The organism is Pararhizobium sp. LjRoot238, from assembly GCF_964252955.1.
Taxonomy (GTDB): domain Bacteria; phylum Pseudomonadota; class Alphaproteobacteria; order Rhizobiales; family Rhizobiaceae; genus Pararhizobium.
The window spans coordinates 1,222,501-1,236,123 of record NZ_CAXUPP020000001.1; the positions used below are offsets into that span (position 1 = coordinate 1,222,501).

Sequence of the window (13,623 nt, forward strand, 5' to 3'; positions counted from 1 at the left end):
ATCCGCCCGCCATTTCTTCAAGAAACTTCAGAGCGAGTTCGTCGGTCGCCAGCAGCGCCGCCGCCCTCGTTGGTGAGCGGTTTATAGTCCCAGCCCTCTTTCGAAGTCAACAGCACAATTTCAAAAAAATCACTTTTCTCATAAGTGCCTGTAATTACACAGATATTTCGCATGCTCAGCAAAAACACCCCCATTCCAACCAAAATCTACCGAATCCATCAGTTCAAATCTTGTCCATTCGGTCAAAAATCGGGAACACAGAATTTAACGGCGGATTTGGGTCATGCCTCACCCGCACAACGTCAAAAAATCCCGTCCTTTTCTCTGCCGGAAAACTCCTGCTAATCTCCCCTCACTTTGTATCACGGGAGATGGATATGTTGGTTCTGAATGAGGCCGAAACGCGCGCGGCACTGCCCTGGGGCGATCTGATCGAAGCGCTCAGAACAATGTTCCGGGACGGCTGCGAAATGCCGGTGCGGCATCACCATGATGTCGCGGTTCCCGGCGAGGATGCCGCAACCCTGCTTCTCATGCCCGCATGGCAACCCGGCAGCTATATCGGCGTGAAGATGGTTTCGGTGTTCCCGGGCAATAGCGGCCGCAATTTACCGGCGATCCACGGCAGCTACCTGCTCTCATCCGGAAAAACCGGCGAGTTGCTGGCGATCATCGACGGCGCCGAACTGACGGCGCGTCGCACCGCGGCGGCGTCGGCGCTTGCCGCCGATTATCTTGCGGCCAAGGACGCGCGCCGCATGCTGATGGTCGGCGCCGGGCGGCTGTCGTTGAACCTGATCGAGGCGCATGCGTCCGTCCGGCCCCTTTCCGAGGTGACGATCTGGGCACGGGACACGCGCAAGGCCGAGGCGACGTTGGCACAGCTTGACCTTCCCGGCGTCACCGTCTCGGTGTCCACCGATCTCGAGGCGGCTGCCCATCAGGCCGACATCATCTCCTGCGCCACCCTGTCATCCGAACCCCTCATTCGCGGCGACTGGCTGAAGGATGGCGCGCATCTCGACCTGGTCGGGGCGTTCAAGCCGAGCATGCGCGAATCCGACGACCGGGCGGTCGAGCGCGCCACTCTGTTCGTCGATACCCGCGATGGCGCCCTTTCCGAAGGCGGCGACCTGGTCCAGCCGCTGCGCGCCGGCATCATTGCGGCGGGCTCGGTCAGGGCGGATCTGGCAGAACTGACGGGAGGAAGGCATCCGGGACGCACTCAAGCCGGCGAGATCACCCTGTTCAAGTCCGTGGGTGCTGCACTCGAAGACCTTGCAGGCGCCATTCTCGCCTTCGAGCGTTCACGTCAGATCTGATTGCCGTCACCGGATCGTGATGGAGGTTGAAACCAGCCGACGTTGACGGATCACGGCCTTGGCTTACGCTTGGGCTGCGTACAACGGGGGTAATCGGGCATGATCATTTCGACGCGGCGGATGTTTACGGCAATGGTGCTGGCAGCACCGCTCGTTCTGTCGAACATCGGCATGGCAGGCGCGACCGACGCGGCAAACTGGGCACGTGTGCTCGACGAGGCGCGGGGGCAAACCGTGTACTTCAATGCCTGGGGCGGATCGGACAACATCAACGCCTATATCAGATGGGCGGGCGATCAGATGCTGTCGCGCTTCGGTGTCACCGTGGTGCAGGTCAAGCTCGACGATACGGCCAAGGCGGTCTCGACCGTGCTTGCGGAAAAATCCGCCGGGCGCAACCAGCATGGTTCAGTCGATCTGATCTGGATCAATGGCGAGAATTTTGCCGCGATGAAGCGCCAGAACCTTCTGTTCAGTCCGGACTGGGCAACCAAGCTGCCGAATTGGCGTTTGGTCGACATCGAGACCAAGCCGACGATAACAAACGATTTCACCATTCCGACCGAAGGGCTGGAAAGCCCCTGGGGCGCGGCGAAACTGGTGTTCTTTTATGACAGCGCCCGCACCGCGAAAGAAGATTTGCCCGATTCGGCGGCCGGTCTTCTGTCCTGGGCGAGGGCCTATCCGGGACGCTTCTCCTACCCGCAGCCGCCGGATTTCATCGGTTCGTCTTTCTTAAAGCAGGTGCTGAGTGAACTGATCGCCGACAAGGCCAAGCTGCAGAAGCCAACTGACGATGCGACCTTCACAGAGGATGTGGCGCCACTCTTTGCCTATCTCGACCAATTGCATCCGCTGCTCTGGCGCAAGGGCAAGGCCTTTCCGCAGAACTATCCGGACATGAAGCAGAAGCTGGCCGACGGCGAACTCGACATCATCTTCGCCTTCAACCCGGCGGAGGCATCGGCCGGGATCGCAGCCGGTGAATTGCCCGGCACGGTGCGCTCCTTCGTGTTTTCCGGCGGAACGCTCAGCAACACCCATTTCGTCGCTATTCCCTACAATGCCAATGCCAAGGCCGGCGCGCTGGTGCTTGCCAATTTCTTGCTGTCGCCGGAAGCGCAGGCACGCAAGCAGGATCCGAAAATCTGGGGCGATCCGACGGTTCTGGCATTGAGCAAGCTTTCCGAAGCGGACAGGGCAGCGTTCGCAGCACTTGCGCTCGGCATTGCGACCCTTCCGCCCGATCAACTCGGCCCTGCGCTGCCCGAACCGCATCCCGATTGGATGACACGGATCGAGGCGGAATGGATCAAGCGCTATGGGGCAGCAAACTGAGGGACGCCAAAACCGGTCGCGATATCAGGGGACTGAAATGAAGCGCCGCTTCATCCTGCCGAGCGTGATCCTTGCCATCGTCGGTTTGCCGGTTCTGGCCGGGCTCGCCGGCACGATCGGCCCGGCCTTCGGCTATCTGCCGGCGCTTGGCGGTGACGATCTCACCCTTGATCATATCGCCGCGCTCGCAACGCAGCCGCATCTCACGCGTTCCGCGCTGATCAGCCTGGCGACGGGGCTCGTCACGACGGGCATCTCTCTCGGGCTGGTCATGCTGTTTACGGCCGCCTATGCGGGAACGCCGATGTTCTCGCGGATCCAGCATCTGCTGTCACCGCTGCTTTCCGTTCCGCACGCAGCCGCCGCCTTCGGGCTTGCCTTTCTCGTCGCGCCTTCGGGGCTGGCGACGCGCCTCGTCTCGCCGGCACTGACGGGCTATGCCAGCCCGCCCGATTGGCTGGTGCCGCACGATCCGCTGGGATTGACGATGATGGCGGGGCTCGTCGCCAAGGAGATGCCGTTTCTCTTTCTCGTGGCATTGGCCGCCTTGCCGCAAGTGCCGTTGCGGGAGGCCCGGCACCTGTCGGCCAGTCTTGGCTACGGGCGCATCCGCGGTTTTCTCGTCAGCACCTGGCCGCTTGTCTACCGGCAAATCCGCCTGCCCGTTTTCGCCGTGCTTGCCTTTGCGAGTTCCGTCGTCGATGTGGCGATGATCCTCGGGCCCGATCTGCCGGCGCCCTTGCCGGTGCGCATTGCCGAATGGATGGCCGATAGCGATCTGCAGATGCGGTTTCTCGCCTCGGCCGGAGCGCTGCTCCAATTCGGGCTAACCCTGACGGCCATGGCACTCTGGCTCACCGTCGAGAAACTGGGCTCCCTTGTTCTGCGCCGTATGTCCGGATCCGGCGCTCGCCATGCCGATGACCAGGTGATCCGCGCGATCGCCTGCGCCGCCATGATGGTCTCGGCGGCGATGATCCTTCTTGGGCTTGCGGCACTGTTCGTCTGGTCGGTCGCCGGTCTCTGGCCATTTCCCGCGCTGCTGCCGCACTCCCTGACCCTGAAACCCTGGATGCGGGCCTTGCCGGAGGCCGCGGGGCCGATCATCACGACGATCGCCCTTGCCGGCAGTTCGTCCGCGCTTGCCCTGCTTTTGGCGATCGGCCTGTTATGGCGGGAGGATTTTCGCCCGGGGGGACTCCTGCAGCCGCTGCTTTACCTTCCGCTGCTCGTGCCACAACTGTGCTTCGTCTTCGGCCTGCAGATATTGGGCCTCATGCTCGGGTTCGGGTCCTCCTTCGCGCTCCTGCTGCTCGTTCATCTGATCTTCGTGCTGCCCTATGTCGTGCTCTCCCTGTCGCAGCCGTGGCAGGCTTTCGACCGGCGTTACGAAAGGGTGGCCGCCGGGCTTGGAAAGACGCCGCTCACCATCCTGCTTCGCATTCGCCTGCCGATGCTGACGCGGGCCTGCCTCACAGCCTTTGCGGTCGGCTTTGCGGTTTCCGCCGGGCTTTACCTGCCGACGCTTTTGATCGGCGCCGGGCGAATCGTGACCATCACCACCGAGGCGGTCGCCCTGTCCTCGGGTGGGGACCGGCGCATCATCGGGGTTTACGCATTGTTGCAGACCATCGTTCCCTTTGTCGGATTTCTCATTGCATCGCTGGTGCCGCACTTGCTATTCCGCGACCGGCGCGCGATGAGGATTTGAATGAAACCCGACGGCAAGACAGACGGCCTCTATCTCGATGAGATTTCCATCAGTCTGGCTGGCCGGACGCTGCTGCGCATATCGGCGACTGTCCGCCCCGGCGATATCCTGACCGTCATGGGGCCGTCCGGCTCCGGAAAATCCGCCCTGCTTGCCTATCTCGGCGGCTTTCTCGATCCGGTCTTCACCGGCAGCGGCCGCGTCCTCATCGACGGTCGCGACTTGACCGGCATTCCCGCGGAGAAACGTCAGGCCGGCATGCTTTTCCAGGATCCGCTTCTGTTTCCGCACCTGTCCGTCGGCGGCAATCTTCTCTTCGGCCTGACGGCGTCAATCCGAAAGCGTCCGCAGCGCCAGCGTATGGCGGAGCAGGCGTTAGCCGACGTGGAGCTCGGCGGCTTCTTCGACCGGGATCCCGCCACGCTGTCCGGCGGACAGAAGGCACGGGTGGCACTCCAACGTGTGATGCTATCTGCGCCGCGCTTCCTGTTGCTCGACGAGCCTTTTTCGAAACTCGATACTAGCCTTCGCGAACAGACGCGCGCCCTGATTTTTTCCAGGGCAAAATCGGCGGGACTGCCGATCATTCTCGTTACCCATGACCGCACGGATGCGGAAGCGGCTGGAGGACAGGTTGTCACCATCGGCGAGGAGACCGGTCGATGAGCGTGACGAGCACCCTGCCGGACTTGCCGGTAAAGGCTATGCTTCCGAAACTTGGGCAGGCTTTGGCGCAAGCGCCCTCGCTCGTGTTGTCCGCCCCGCCGGGTGCCGGCAAGACGACATTGGTGCCACTCTTCCTGCTGGAGCAATCCTGGCGCGGCGATGGCCGGATCATTCTGCTCGAGCCGCGGCGCCTTGCGGCCCGCGCCGCCGCCGGCCGCATGGCAAGCCTGCTTGGCGAGACGGTGGGCGAGACGGTGGGCTACCGTATGCGGCTCGACAGCCGGGTATCGGCCAAGACCCGCATCGAAGTGGTAACCGAGGGCGTCTTTGCCCGCATGCTGCTCGACGATCCGGAACTGCCCAATGTTTCGGCCGTGCTGTTCGACGAATTTCATGAGCGCTCGCTGGACGCCGATTTCGGGCTGGCGCTGGCGCTCGACGTGCAGCAGGCGCTGCGCGACGACCTGAAGCTGATCGTCATGTCGGCGACGCTGGACGTCGAGCGTGTTGCCGGGCTTCTCGGCGGCGCCCCCGTCATCGAAAGCCAGGGGCGCAGCTTTCCGGTGGATGTGCGCTATCAGGAACGACCGTCCACCGAACGGGTCGAAGATGCCGTGACGCGAACGATCATCGAAACCCACCGCCAGGAAACGGGTTCCATCCTTGCCTTTCTGCCGGGGCAGGCGGAAATCACCCGCACGGCCGAGCGGCTGGAAGGTCGGTTCGACGCGACCACCGTTGTCACGCCGCTCTTTGGCAATCTCAGCCAGAAGGAGCAGGACGCGGCGATCCGCCCGGCACCTGCGGGCACGCGCAAGATCGTGCTGGCCACCTCGATCGCCGAAACGTCCATCACCATCGACGGGGTTCGTATCGTCATCGACAGCGGGCTTCAGCGGCTGCCCGCCTTCGAGGCCTCCACCGGCATCACCCGACTGGAGACTGTCCGCGTCTCTCGCGCCTCCGCCGACCAGCGAGCGGGCCGCGCCGGACGCACGGAGCCGGGCATTGCCATCCGTCTCTGGCATCAGGGCCAGACAGCAGCGCTTCCGGCCTTCACGCCGCCGCAAATTCTCGCGAGCGACCTGTCCGGTCTCGTGCTTGATCTTGCCCATTGGGGCGTGACCGATCCAGCTGGGCTCGCCTTTCTCGACCCGCCGCCGGTAACGACATGGCAGGAGGCGAAAGCGCTGCTCATCCAACTTGGCGCGCTCGATGCCAATGGTGCGCTGACGGCGCGCGGGAAGCAGATCCGCCAGCTGGCCCTGCCGCCGCGTCTGGCCGCCATGGCCGTTTCGGCGGCAGAGGAGGGACAGGCGTATGAAGCATGTCTTCTGGCCGTTCTCCTGACCGAGCAAGGATTAGGTGGAAATGGTGTCGATCTCGAAGACCGGCTGCGTCGTTTCAAGTCCGAGCGCGGCGATCGTGCTGATGCCTCGCGCGGCCTTGCCCGGCGAATGGCAAAGGGTTTGAGTGCCGGCAAGGAGGCGAACGATGCGGTGCAGCCGGGTATCCTGCTGATGCACGCCTTTCCGGACCGGATCGCCTTGCAGCGCGGAGGGCGCGGACGTTTCGTCATGGCCAATGGCCGCGGCGCGGAACTGCCGGAAACCGAGCGACTGGCCGGCGCTTCGATGCTGGTCATTGCCGACCTCACCGGGCGTGCCGGCGGTCAACGCATTCTTGCCGCCGCCGAAATTTCCCGCGCCGATGTCGAAGCCCATATGCCGGACGCGATGATTCGCGAGGACCAGACGTTCTTCGACAAGCCAAGCCGGCAGGTCCGGGCAAGGCGGGTGACGCGCCTCGGCGCCATCGTTTTCGAGGAGACGCCGCTTCCGCGACCGCGGGGCGAACCAGCCGCTCGTGCGCTCGCCGAAGGCCTGCGCCAACTCGGTCTGGCGGTTTTGCCATTCTCCAGGGAAGCTGCGCAATTGCGCGACCGGAATTGTTTTCTTTACCGCACCATCGGTGATCCCTGGCCGGATATGTCGGACGACAGCCTGCTGGCGCGGCTGGAGGATTGGTTCGTGCCCTTTCAGGGTGAGACGCGGGGCATCGACGACATCAGCGCCGCCAGCCTTTCCGAAGGGTTGCAGTCGCTGGTGCCGCACGAGATTGCCCGCGATTTGACACGCCTCGCGCCGACCCATTTCGAAGCGCCGACCGGACAGCGCCATCCGATCCGTTACGACGGCGACGAACCGGTTCTGTCCATCCGCGTGCAGGAGCTCTTCGGATTGAAGGCTCATCCGTCGATCGGTGGCGGACGGCTGCCATTGCTTCTGGAATTGATCTCGCCCGGTCACAAGCCAATGCAGACCACGCGGGATCTGCCGGGATTCTGGGCCGGGTCCTGGAAGGATGTTCGCGCCGATATGCGCGGCCGCTATCCGAAACACCCCTGGCCGGAGGATCCGGCAAACGCGCTGCCGACGACACGGGCAAAACCACGTGGTACATGAAGCGCAGTGACCTTGACGACAGGAAACCGGATGACCGTGGCAGTAATCGAAGGCGATGAACCGACCACAAGCCGCGTGCTACGGCTGCAGACGATCGTTCGCCTGCGCTGGCTGGCGGTCGGCGGGCAATCGATCGCAGTGATCATCACCGCCTTCTGGCTGCAATTCCCTTTGCCGCTGATTGCCTGCTCCTCGCTCATCGCCTTTCTTGCCTGGGTGAACGCCTATCTGACGATCCGCTACCCGCCGACGCACCGGCTGCAGCCGCCTGCGGCCTTTGCCCTGCTCGGCATCGACCTGGCACAACTGACAGCGCTTCTCTTCATCACCGGCGGCCTTGCCAACCCCTTTGCGCCGCTCGTTTGCGTGCCGGTCATCATCTCGTCTGCCTCGCAACCCAAGTGGCACAGCGTCGCCCTGGCGGTCCTCGCCATTCTTGGAATCACCGCGCTGGCATTCACGCCCTTTCCGCTGCCGTGGTATCCGGGCGTCGTGCTTCTGGTGCCGACGATCCTGACGGCGGGCTTCTGGTTCGCCATCGTCTCGACCACGGCCTTTGCGGCTTTCTACACTTACCGCGTCTCGCTGGAGGCAAGCGAACTTTCCGAGGCGCTGACAGCAACGGAACTGGTCCTGCAGCGGGAAAAACATCTATCGCAGCTCGACGGGCTGGCAGCCGCAGCAGCGCACGAACTCGGAACACCACTTGCTACCATCAGCGTCGTCGCCAAGGAGATGGAACGTGAGCTCGGCGACGACCCCCGTTTTGGCGAGGATGTGCAACTGTTGCGCAGCCAGAGCGAACGCTGCCGCGATATCCTGCGGCGGTTGACGACCCTGTCTTCCGAAAACGAAGCACATATGCGGCATCTGCCGCTGTCGTCGCTGATCGAGGAGGTGATGGCGCCGCACCGCGAATTCGGCATCCAGATCAGCCTTGTCGAAAAAGGCGACCGCGCCAGCGAGCCCGTCGGCAACCGCAATGCCGGCATTCTCTATGGCCTCGGCAACCTCCTGGAAAACGCGGTCGACTACGCCAAAAAGGAAGTGACGGTGACTGTCGCGCATACACAGGAAATCGTCTCGGTCACCATCGAGGACGATGGCGACGGTTATGCGCCCGACATTCTGAGCCGGATCGGTGAGCCCTATGTGACCAAGCGCCAGAAGGATGACAGCGCCGGCGGGCTGGGTCTCGGGCTGTTCATCGCCAAGACGCTGCTGGAGCGCTCGGGCGCCAAACTGACCTTCGAAAACGGTGGCCCGGAAAAGCCGGGCGCGCGCGTTAGCGTCGAATGGCCGCGCATGCTGATGGACACAAAACTGTCAAAATGACTTTACGGCGTTTTGAACCGGGAATATGCGAACTTACATGGAGCGCAGGAAAAATGAGACTTGTGCCAAGGATTGCGACATGACGGAAAGAACCACCGAACAGGCAGCCGCCGCCGGTGACGGCAAGCTGGATGCCTCGCTGATCGGAGCCGACACTTCCCTGCTGATCGTCGATGACGACGCCCCCTTCCTGCGCCGCCTTGCTCGCGCCATGGAGACGCGCGGCTTTTCTGTCGATATCGCCGAATCCGTTGCCGAAGGCATCGCCAAGGCGAAGACCCGCCCGCCGAAACACGCGGTCGTCGATCTGCGTTTGGGCGACGGCAGTGGGCTGGACGTGATCGAAGCGATCCGCGCCCGGCGCGACGACACCCGCATCATCATGCTGACCGGCTATGGCAACATCGCCACCGCGGTCAACGCCGTGAAGCTCGGCGCCGTCGACTATCTCGCCAAGCCGGCCGATGCCGACGACATCTTCGCCGCCCTGGTGCAGAAGTCCGGCGAACGCGCCGAGCCGCCGGAGAACCCGATGTCGGCGGACCGCGTCCGCTGGGAACATATCCAGCGCGTCTATGAAATGTGCGAGCGCAACGTCTCCGAAACGGCCCGCCGGCTCAACATGCACCGCCGTACTTTGCAGCGCATCCTGGCGAAACGTGCGCCCAAATAAGGCGTGTTTGTCTTAGCTTTCGCTGTCGAGAGAACCGGGAACGTTTTCCCGCATATTCGGGCTGGTGTCGCCTGCGCGATCCGCCGACCATTCGGCCAGCATCAGCCGCTGAGCCGCAACGCGCGCGAAATTGAGGGATACCGACTTTCGCGTCGGGGCCGCGAGCCTGTGTTCCGGCGCATCGCGGATCATCTCCGCATCATAACCGTCCGACAGCAAAAGCCCGCACTCCTCCGGAAAGATATCGAGCGGCACGCCGCTGTGAGTCGCGAAGTAAAGCCGGTCCGAGTGCATGCGATAGTCCGGCCACTTCCGATCGACACGAAAATCCTCGATCGACGTCTTGATCTCGATAATCCAGATGTCGCCCTTCGGCGATATGGAGATCAGATCCGCCCGCCTGCCGCTCGCAAGCGTCAGTTCCGGCAACACCGCATGGCGCATTTCATGCAAGAATCGTTGCACGCCGCGGCGCACCATGAGCGCGCGCTGCGACTGCCGCCCGTCGATCAAAGGACTATCGTTGTGGATAGAGAGAATCGCCATGCATTAAACTCTGGCACAAGGCCGCTTTTGTTGCAAAAAAACACTCCGTGGGGTTTTTGAAACATCCGGCAGAAATGCTGCACGGCATTCACTTGCAATCGGGATGTTAATCGAAAATAAACCATAATCGCCGATGGTCGAGCCGACCCAGATATTCTTAACTTCATTTTAAGAGACACCCATGCGCTTCCGCAATGCAGTTCTGCTGTGCAGCCTCGCGGCCACCCTCGCTTTGGCCAGTTGCTCCACCGCACCGATCTCTCCCATCGGTGAAAAAGTCGCGACCAACCAGATTTTCTCGAATGGCTACGGTCCGGTCGAGGATCACGGCTACGCTCTGCCGGCGATCCCGATCAACAAGGTCAACGAACGCTTCCACCGTCAGATCGTCGACTATACCACGGCTGAAAGGCCCGGCACGATCATCGTCAACACGCCGAACCGTTTCCTCTATTTCGTGCTGCCCCGCGGCAAGGCCGTTCGCTACGGCATAGGTGTCGGCAAGGCGGGCTTTGCGTGGGAAGGCCGCGCCTATGTCGCCTGGAAGCAGGAATGGCCGACCTGGCATCCGCCGAAGGAAATGGCCGAGCGCAAGCCGGAAGTGGCGCAATATGTCGAGGACGGCATGGGGCCGGGACTACGCAATCCGCTCGGCGCGCGAGCGATGTACCTGTTCAACGACGAAGGCAAGGATACGCTGTTCCGTATTCACGGATCGCCGGAATGGGCATCGATCGGCACCGCCGCCTCTTCGGGCTGTATCCGAATGATCAACCAGGACATCATCGATCTCTACGCCCGCGTCCGCCCGGGCAAGAACACCCGCGTCATCGTCCAGCAGTAACCGCTGGCGCGAACAGCGCAGATGCTTTCAAATCCCCGGCCCGTCCGGGGATTTTTGATTCGGGGGGCTTTACGCGTCCCGGCGAAGCACCATACCGGCATGATAAAGAATGCCATCGACAAAATCCCCATCGGCGGTAAAGCCGGTGTCGTCGATATAGTCGATGTGGTCGCCGGTCATGACGTAACGACCCTGATAGGCGCTTTTCCGCTTGCCCCGCGCCTCGTCGTGGCGGCCGCCCGGCAACAGCTCATGGCGGATGTAGCCGTCGGCTGTGACCCATATACCGACATAGGAATGATTGTCCGTTGTCATGACTATGCCTCCTATCCACCGACGATGCCGTGCACACCGGATGGACAGGAGAATGCACGCGAAGACGCGAGCAGCGGTAGATCGATATTGCGAAGTTTTTGCCTGATCCTGCAAAATGACGAACAGCCAAGCAAATTTGAACTGGAGCTACGCCGCCTGACTTGCCTTCAACTCCAACCGGCGGCGATGCAGGACCGGTTCAGTGTAGCCGTTTGGCTGTTCGCGGCCCTTGAGGACCAGCTCGAGCGCCGCCTGGAAGGCGATGGAACCGTCGAAATTGCCGGCCATCGGCGTGTAAGCCGAATCACCTGCGTTCTGCCCATCAACGACAGACGCCATGCGCTTCATCGTCTCGACGATCTGCGTTTCGGTGACGACGCCGTGATGCAGCCAGTTGGCCATATGCTGGGCGGAAATGCGCAGGGTCGCGCGGTCTTCCATCAAGCCGATATTGTTGATGTCGGGAACCTTGGAGCAGCCGACGCCCTGGTCGATCCAGCGGACGACGTAACCGAGAATGCCCTGCGCATTATTGTCGAGTTCGCGCTGGATTTCCTCCGTCGTCCAGTTCGGCCGCGATGCGACCGGGACAGAGAGGATATCGCCGAGTTTTGCCCGCGCCCGGCTCGTCAAGCCTGCCTGAACAGCGGCGACATCGACCTTGTGATAGTGCGTTGCGTGCAGTGTCGCAGCCGTTGGCGACGGAACCCAGGCCGTGTTGGCACCGGCCTTCGGATGAGCGATCTTCTGCTCCAGCATCGCCGCCATCAGGTCGGGCATCGCCCACATGCCCTTGCCGATCTGGGCATGGCCGGACAGGCCGCATTGCAGCCCGATATCGACATTCCAGTTCTCATAGGCCGCGATCCAGGCCGCCTGCTTCATGTCGCCCTTGCGGATCATCGGGCCGGCTTCCATCGAGGTATGCATCTCGTCGCCGGTGCGATCGAGGAAACCGGTATTGATGAAGACGACGCGCTCCTTCGCTGCGCGAATGCATTCCTTCAGATTGACGGTGGTGCGGCGCTCCTCGTCCATGATGCCCATCTTCATCGTGTCGGGCGCCATGCCGAGCGCCTCTTCGACGCGGCCGAAGATTTCCGAAGCAAAGGCGACTTCTTCCGGACCGTGCATCTTCGGCTTGACGACATACATCGAGCCTTCGCGCGAATTCATCCGGCGGCCGTTCGGGCCGATATCGTAGAGCGCGATCAGACCGGTGATCATCGCATCCATGATCCCTTCCGGAACTTCGTTGCCATCTCGATCGAGAATGGCAGGGTTGCTCATCAGGTGACCGACATTGCGCACCAGCATGAGGGCGCGGCCTTTGAGCGAAATCTCCGATCCATCCGGGGCGGTAAAGCCGAAATCCGGGTTGAGCTTGCGCGTAAACGTCCTAGCCCCCTTGGTGACGTCCTCCTGAAGATCGCCCTTCATCAGGCCGAGCCAGTTGCGATAGACGACGATCTTGTCTTCCGCATCGACGGCGGCGACCGAATCCTCGCAATCCATGATCGCGGTAATGGCCGATTCGAGAATAACGTCCGAGATATGCGCCGGATCATCCTTGCCGGTCGCCGTCGAGGCATCGATAACGATCTCGATGTGCAGGTCATTCTTTTCCAGGAGCAGACGGGACGGTGACGCCGCATCGCCACGATAGCCGGCGAATTGCCCGGCATCGGCGAGTTTCGCAGCACCTGCCGCCGTCGAAATCGACAGGCTTCCGCTCGCGACCGAAAATCCGGTGACATCCTTCCAGCTTCCCCAGGCGAGCGGCGCGCTCGCGTCAAGGAAATCGCGCGACCATGTAATGACCTTCTGCCCGCGGACCGGGTTGTAACCCTTACCCTTTTCCGCACCGCCGTCTTCGCTGATTGCGTCGGTTCCGTAGAGCGCGTCATAGAGCGAGCCCCAGCGGGCATTGGCGGCGTTCAGCGCATAGCGCGCGTTCATGACCGGTACGACGAGCTGCGGCCCCGCGATTATAGCGATTTCCGGATCGACATTGCTGGTGGAAACGGAGAAATCCGGCCCTTCCGGTAGCAGATAGCCGATTTCCTTCAGGAAACTTTCATAGGCGGCCATATCGACGGGCGCACCGTTCTGCCGGTACCAGTTGTCGAGCTTCTCCTGAAGCGCGTCGCGCTTGGCCAGAAGCACGCGATTTTTCGGCGCCAGTTCATGAACGATCTGAGAAAAAGCCGAGTAGAATCGATCGGCGTCGATACCGGTGCCCGGCAATGCCTCGCTGACAAGGAATTCATGCAGGCCCGCATCGATTGCCAACCCATTCTTTTCAATCCGGCCCATCGGCAACTCCCTGAAATAACGCTCAAATCTGAGAGGCCGCAGTCTCTCACGGTTTCATTCCCTGTCAATCCAGCGAAAATGCGAAGAATTAT

The 13,623-nt window shown here is 62.1% G+C and carries 11 protein-coding genes; 8 read left to right on the forward strand and 3 right to left on the reverse strand.

Going from position 1 to position 13,623, the window contains the following annotated elements:
- Positions 1-377 precede the first annotated feature (377 nt).
- From ACSQ3F_RS06140 to ACSQ3F_RS06170, 7 genes are all read left to right on the forward strand, one after another.
- Positions 378-1,322, forward strand: a complete 945-nt coding sequence (locus ACSQ3F_RS06140; protein WP_436099404.1) for an ornithine cyclodeaminase family protein — start codon at positions 378-380, stop codon at positions 1,320-1,322.
- A 99-nt stretch (positions 1,323-1,421) separates the two neighbouring features.
- Positions 1,422-2,660 carry an ABC transporter substrate-binding protein gene (locus ACSQ3F_RS06145; protein WP_436099405.1) on the forward strand — a complete coding sequence of 413 codons (1,239 nt, stop codon included), beginning with the start codon at positions 1,422-1,424 and terminating at the stop codon, positions 2,658-2,660.
- Between the two features lie 37 nt (positions 2,661-2,697).
- Positions 2,698-4,371, forward strand: coding sequence for an ABC transporter permease (locus tag ACSQ3F_RS06150; protein WP_436099406.1), 1,674 nt, complete (start codon positions 2,698-2,700; stop codon positions 4,369-4,371).
- Positions 4,372-5,037 (forward strand): ATP-binding cassette domain-containing protein, encoded by a 666-nt coding sequence (locus ACSQ3F_RS06155; RefSeq protein WP_436099407.1) that lies wholly within the window; start codon positions 4,372-4,374, stop codon positions 5,035-5,037.
- Complete coding sequence (hrpB, locus tag ACSQ3F_RS06160; RefSeq protein WP_436099408.1) at positions 5,034-7,502, forward strand: ATP-dependent helicase HrpB; 2,469 nt, start codon at positions 5,034-5,036, stop codon at positions 7,500-7,502. The genes ACSQ3F_RS06155 and hrpB overlap by 4 nt, the downstream gene beginning before the upstream one ends.
- A gap of 30 nt (positions 7,503-7,532) precedes the next feature.
- Entirely contained in the window at positions 7,533-8,837 is a 1,305-nt protein-coding gene (locus ACSQ3F_RS06165) for an ActS/PrrB/RegB family redox-sensitive histidine kinase (protein WP_436099409.1), read from the forward strand.
- A 79-nt stretch (positions 8,838-8,916) separates the two neighbouring features.
- Positions 8,917-9,510 carry an ActR/PrrA/RegA family redox response regulator transcription factor gene (locus ACSQ3F_RS06170; protein WP_037128473.1) on the forward strand — a complete coding sequence of 198 codons (594 nt, stop codon included), beginning with the start codon at positions 8,917-8,919 and terminating at the stop codon, positions 9,508-9,510.
- Between the two features lie 12 nt (positions 9,511-9,522).
- Here the strand turns inward: ACSQ3F_RS06170 and ACSQ3F_RS06175 are convergent, their stop codons facing one another.
- On the reverse strand, positions 9,523-10,056 hold the full coding sequence (locus tag ACSQ3F_RS06175) for an MmcB family DNA repair protein (RefSeq protein WP_436099410.1): 534 nt from the start codon (positions 10,054-10,056) through the stop codon (positions 9,523-9,525).
- A gap of 181 nt (positions 10,057-10,237) precedes the next feature.
- Here ACSQ3F_RS06175 and ACSQ3F_RS06180 point away from each other — a divergent pair, with 181 nt between their 5' ends.
- Positions 10,238-10,900 carry a L,D-transpeptidase gene (locus ACSQ3F_RS06180; protein ID WP_436099411.1) on the forward strand — a complete coding sequence of 221 codons (663 nt, stop codon included), beginning with the start codon at positions 10,238-10,240 and terminating at the stop codon, positions 10,898-10,900.
- Between the two features lie 69 nt (positions 10,901-10,969).
- Here the strand turns inward: ACSQ3F_RS06180 and ACSQ3F_RS06185 are convergent, their stop codons facing one another.
- Complete coding sequence (locus ACSQ3F_RS06185; RefSeq protein WP_436099412.1) at positions 10,970-11,215, reverse strand: Atu4866 domain-containing protein; 246 nt, start codon at positions 11,213-11,215, stop codon at positions 10,970-10,972.
- 147 nt (positions 11,216-11,362) lie between these two features.
- Positions 11,363-13,531: a malate synthase G gene (locus tag ACSQ3F_RS06190; RefSeq protein ID WP_436099413.1), complete on the reverse strand. Its 2,169-nt coding sequence runs from the start codon at positions 13,529-13,531 to the stop codon at positions 11,363-11,365.
- Positions 13,532-13,623 lie beyond the last annotated feature (92 nt).

What these genes read in the sequence shown, in the direction of transcription:
- ACSQ3F_RS06150 (WP_436099406.1), top strand. Translation starts at nt 2,698, where the DNA reads ATGAAGCGCCGCTTCATCCTGCCGAGCGTGATCCTTGCCATCGTCGGT.
- ACSQ3F_RS06165 (WP_436099409.1), top strand. Translation starts at nt 7,533, where the DNA reads ATGACCGTGGCAGTAATCGAAGGCGATGAACCGACCACAAGCCGCGTG.
- ACSQ3F_RS06145 (WP_436099405.1), top strand. Translation starts at nt 1,422, where the DNA reads ATGATCATTTCGACGCGGCGGATGTTTACGGCAATGGTGCTGGCAGCA.
- ACSQ3F_RS06190 (WP_436099413.1), bottom strand. Translation starts at nt 13,531, where the DNA reads ATGGGCCGGATTGAAAAGAATGGGTTGGCAATCGATGCGGGCCTGCAT.
- ACSQ3F_RS06180 (WP_436099411.1), top strand. Translation starts at nt 10,238, where the DNA reads ATGCGCTTCCGCAATGCAGTTCTGCTGTGCAGCCTCGCGGCCACCCTC.
- ACSQ3F_RS06185 (WP_436099412.1), bottom strand. Translation starts at nt 11,215, where the DNA reads ATGACAACGGACAATCATTCCTATGTCGGTATATGGGTCACAGCCGAC.
- hrpB (WP_436099408.1), top strand. Translation starts at nt 5,034, where the DNA reads ATGAGCGTGACGAGCACCCTGCCGGACTTGCCGGTAAAGGCTATGCTT.
- ACSQ3F_RS06140 (WP_436099404.1), top strand. Translation starts at nt 378, where the DNA reads ATGTTGGTTCTGAATGAGGCCGAAACGCGCGCGGCACTGCCCTGGGGC.
- ACSQ3F_RS06155 (WP_436099407.1), top strand. Translation starts at nt 4,372, where the DNA reads ATGAAACCCGACGGCAAGACAGACGGCCTCTATCTCGATGAGATTTCC.
- ACSQ3F_RS06175 (WP_436099410.1), bottom strand. Translation starts at nt 10,056, where the DNA reads ATGGCGATTCTCTCTATCCACAACGATAGTCCTTTGATCGACGGGCGG.
- ACSQ3F_RS06170 (WP_037128473.1), top strand. Translation starts at nt 8,917, where the DNA reads ATGACGGAAAGAACCACCGAACAGGCAGCCGCCGCCGGTGACGGCAAG.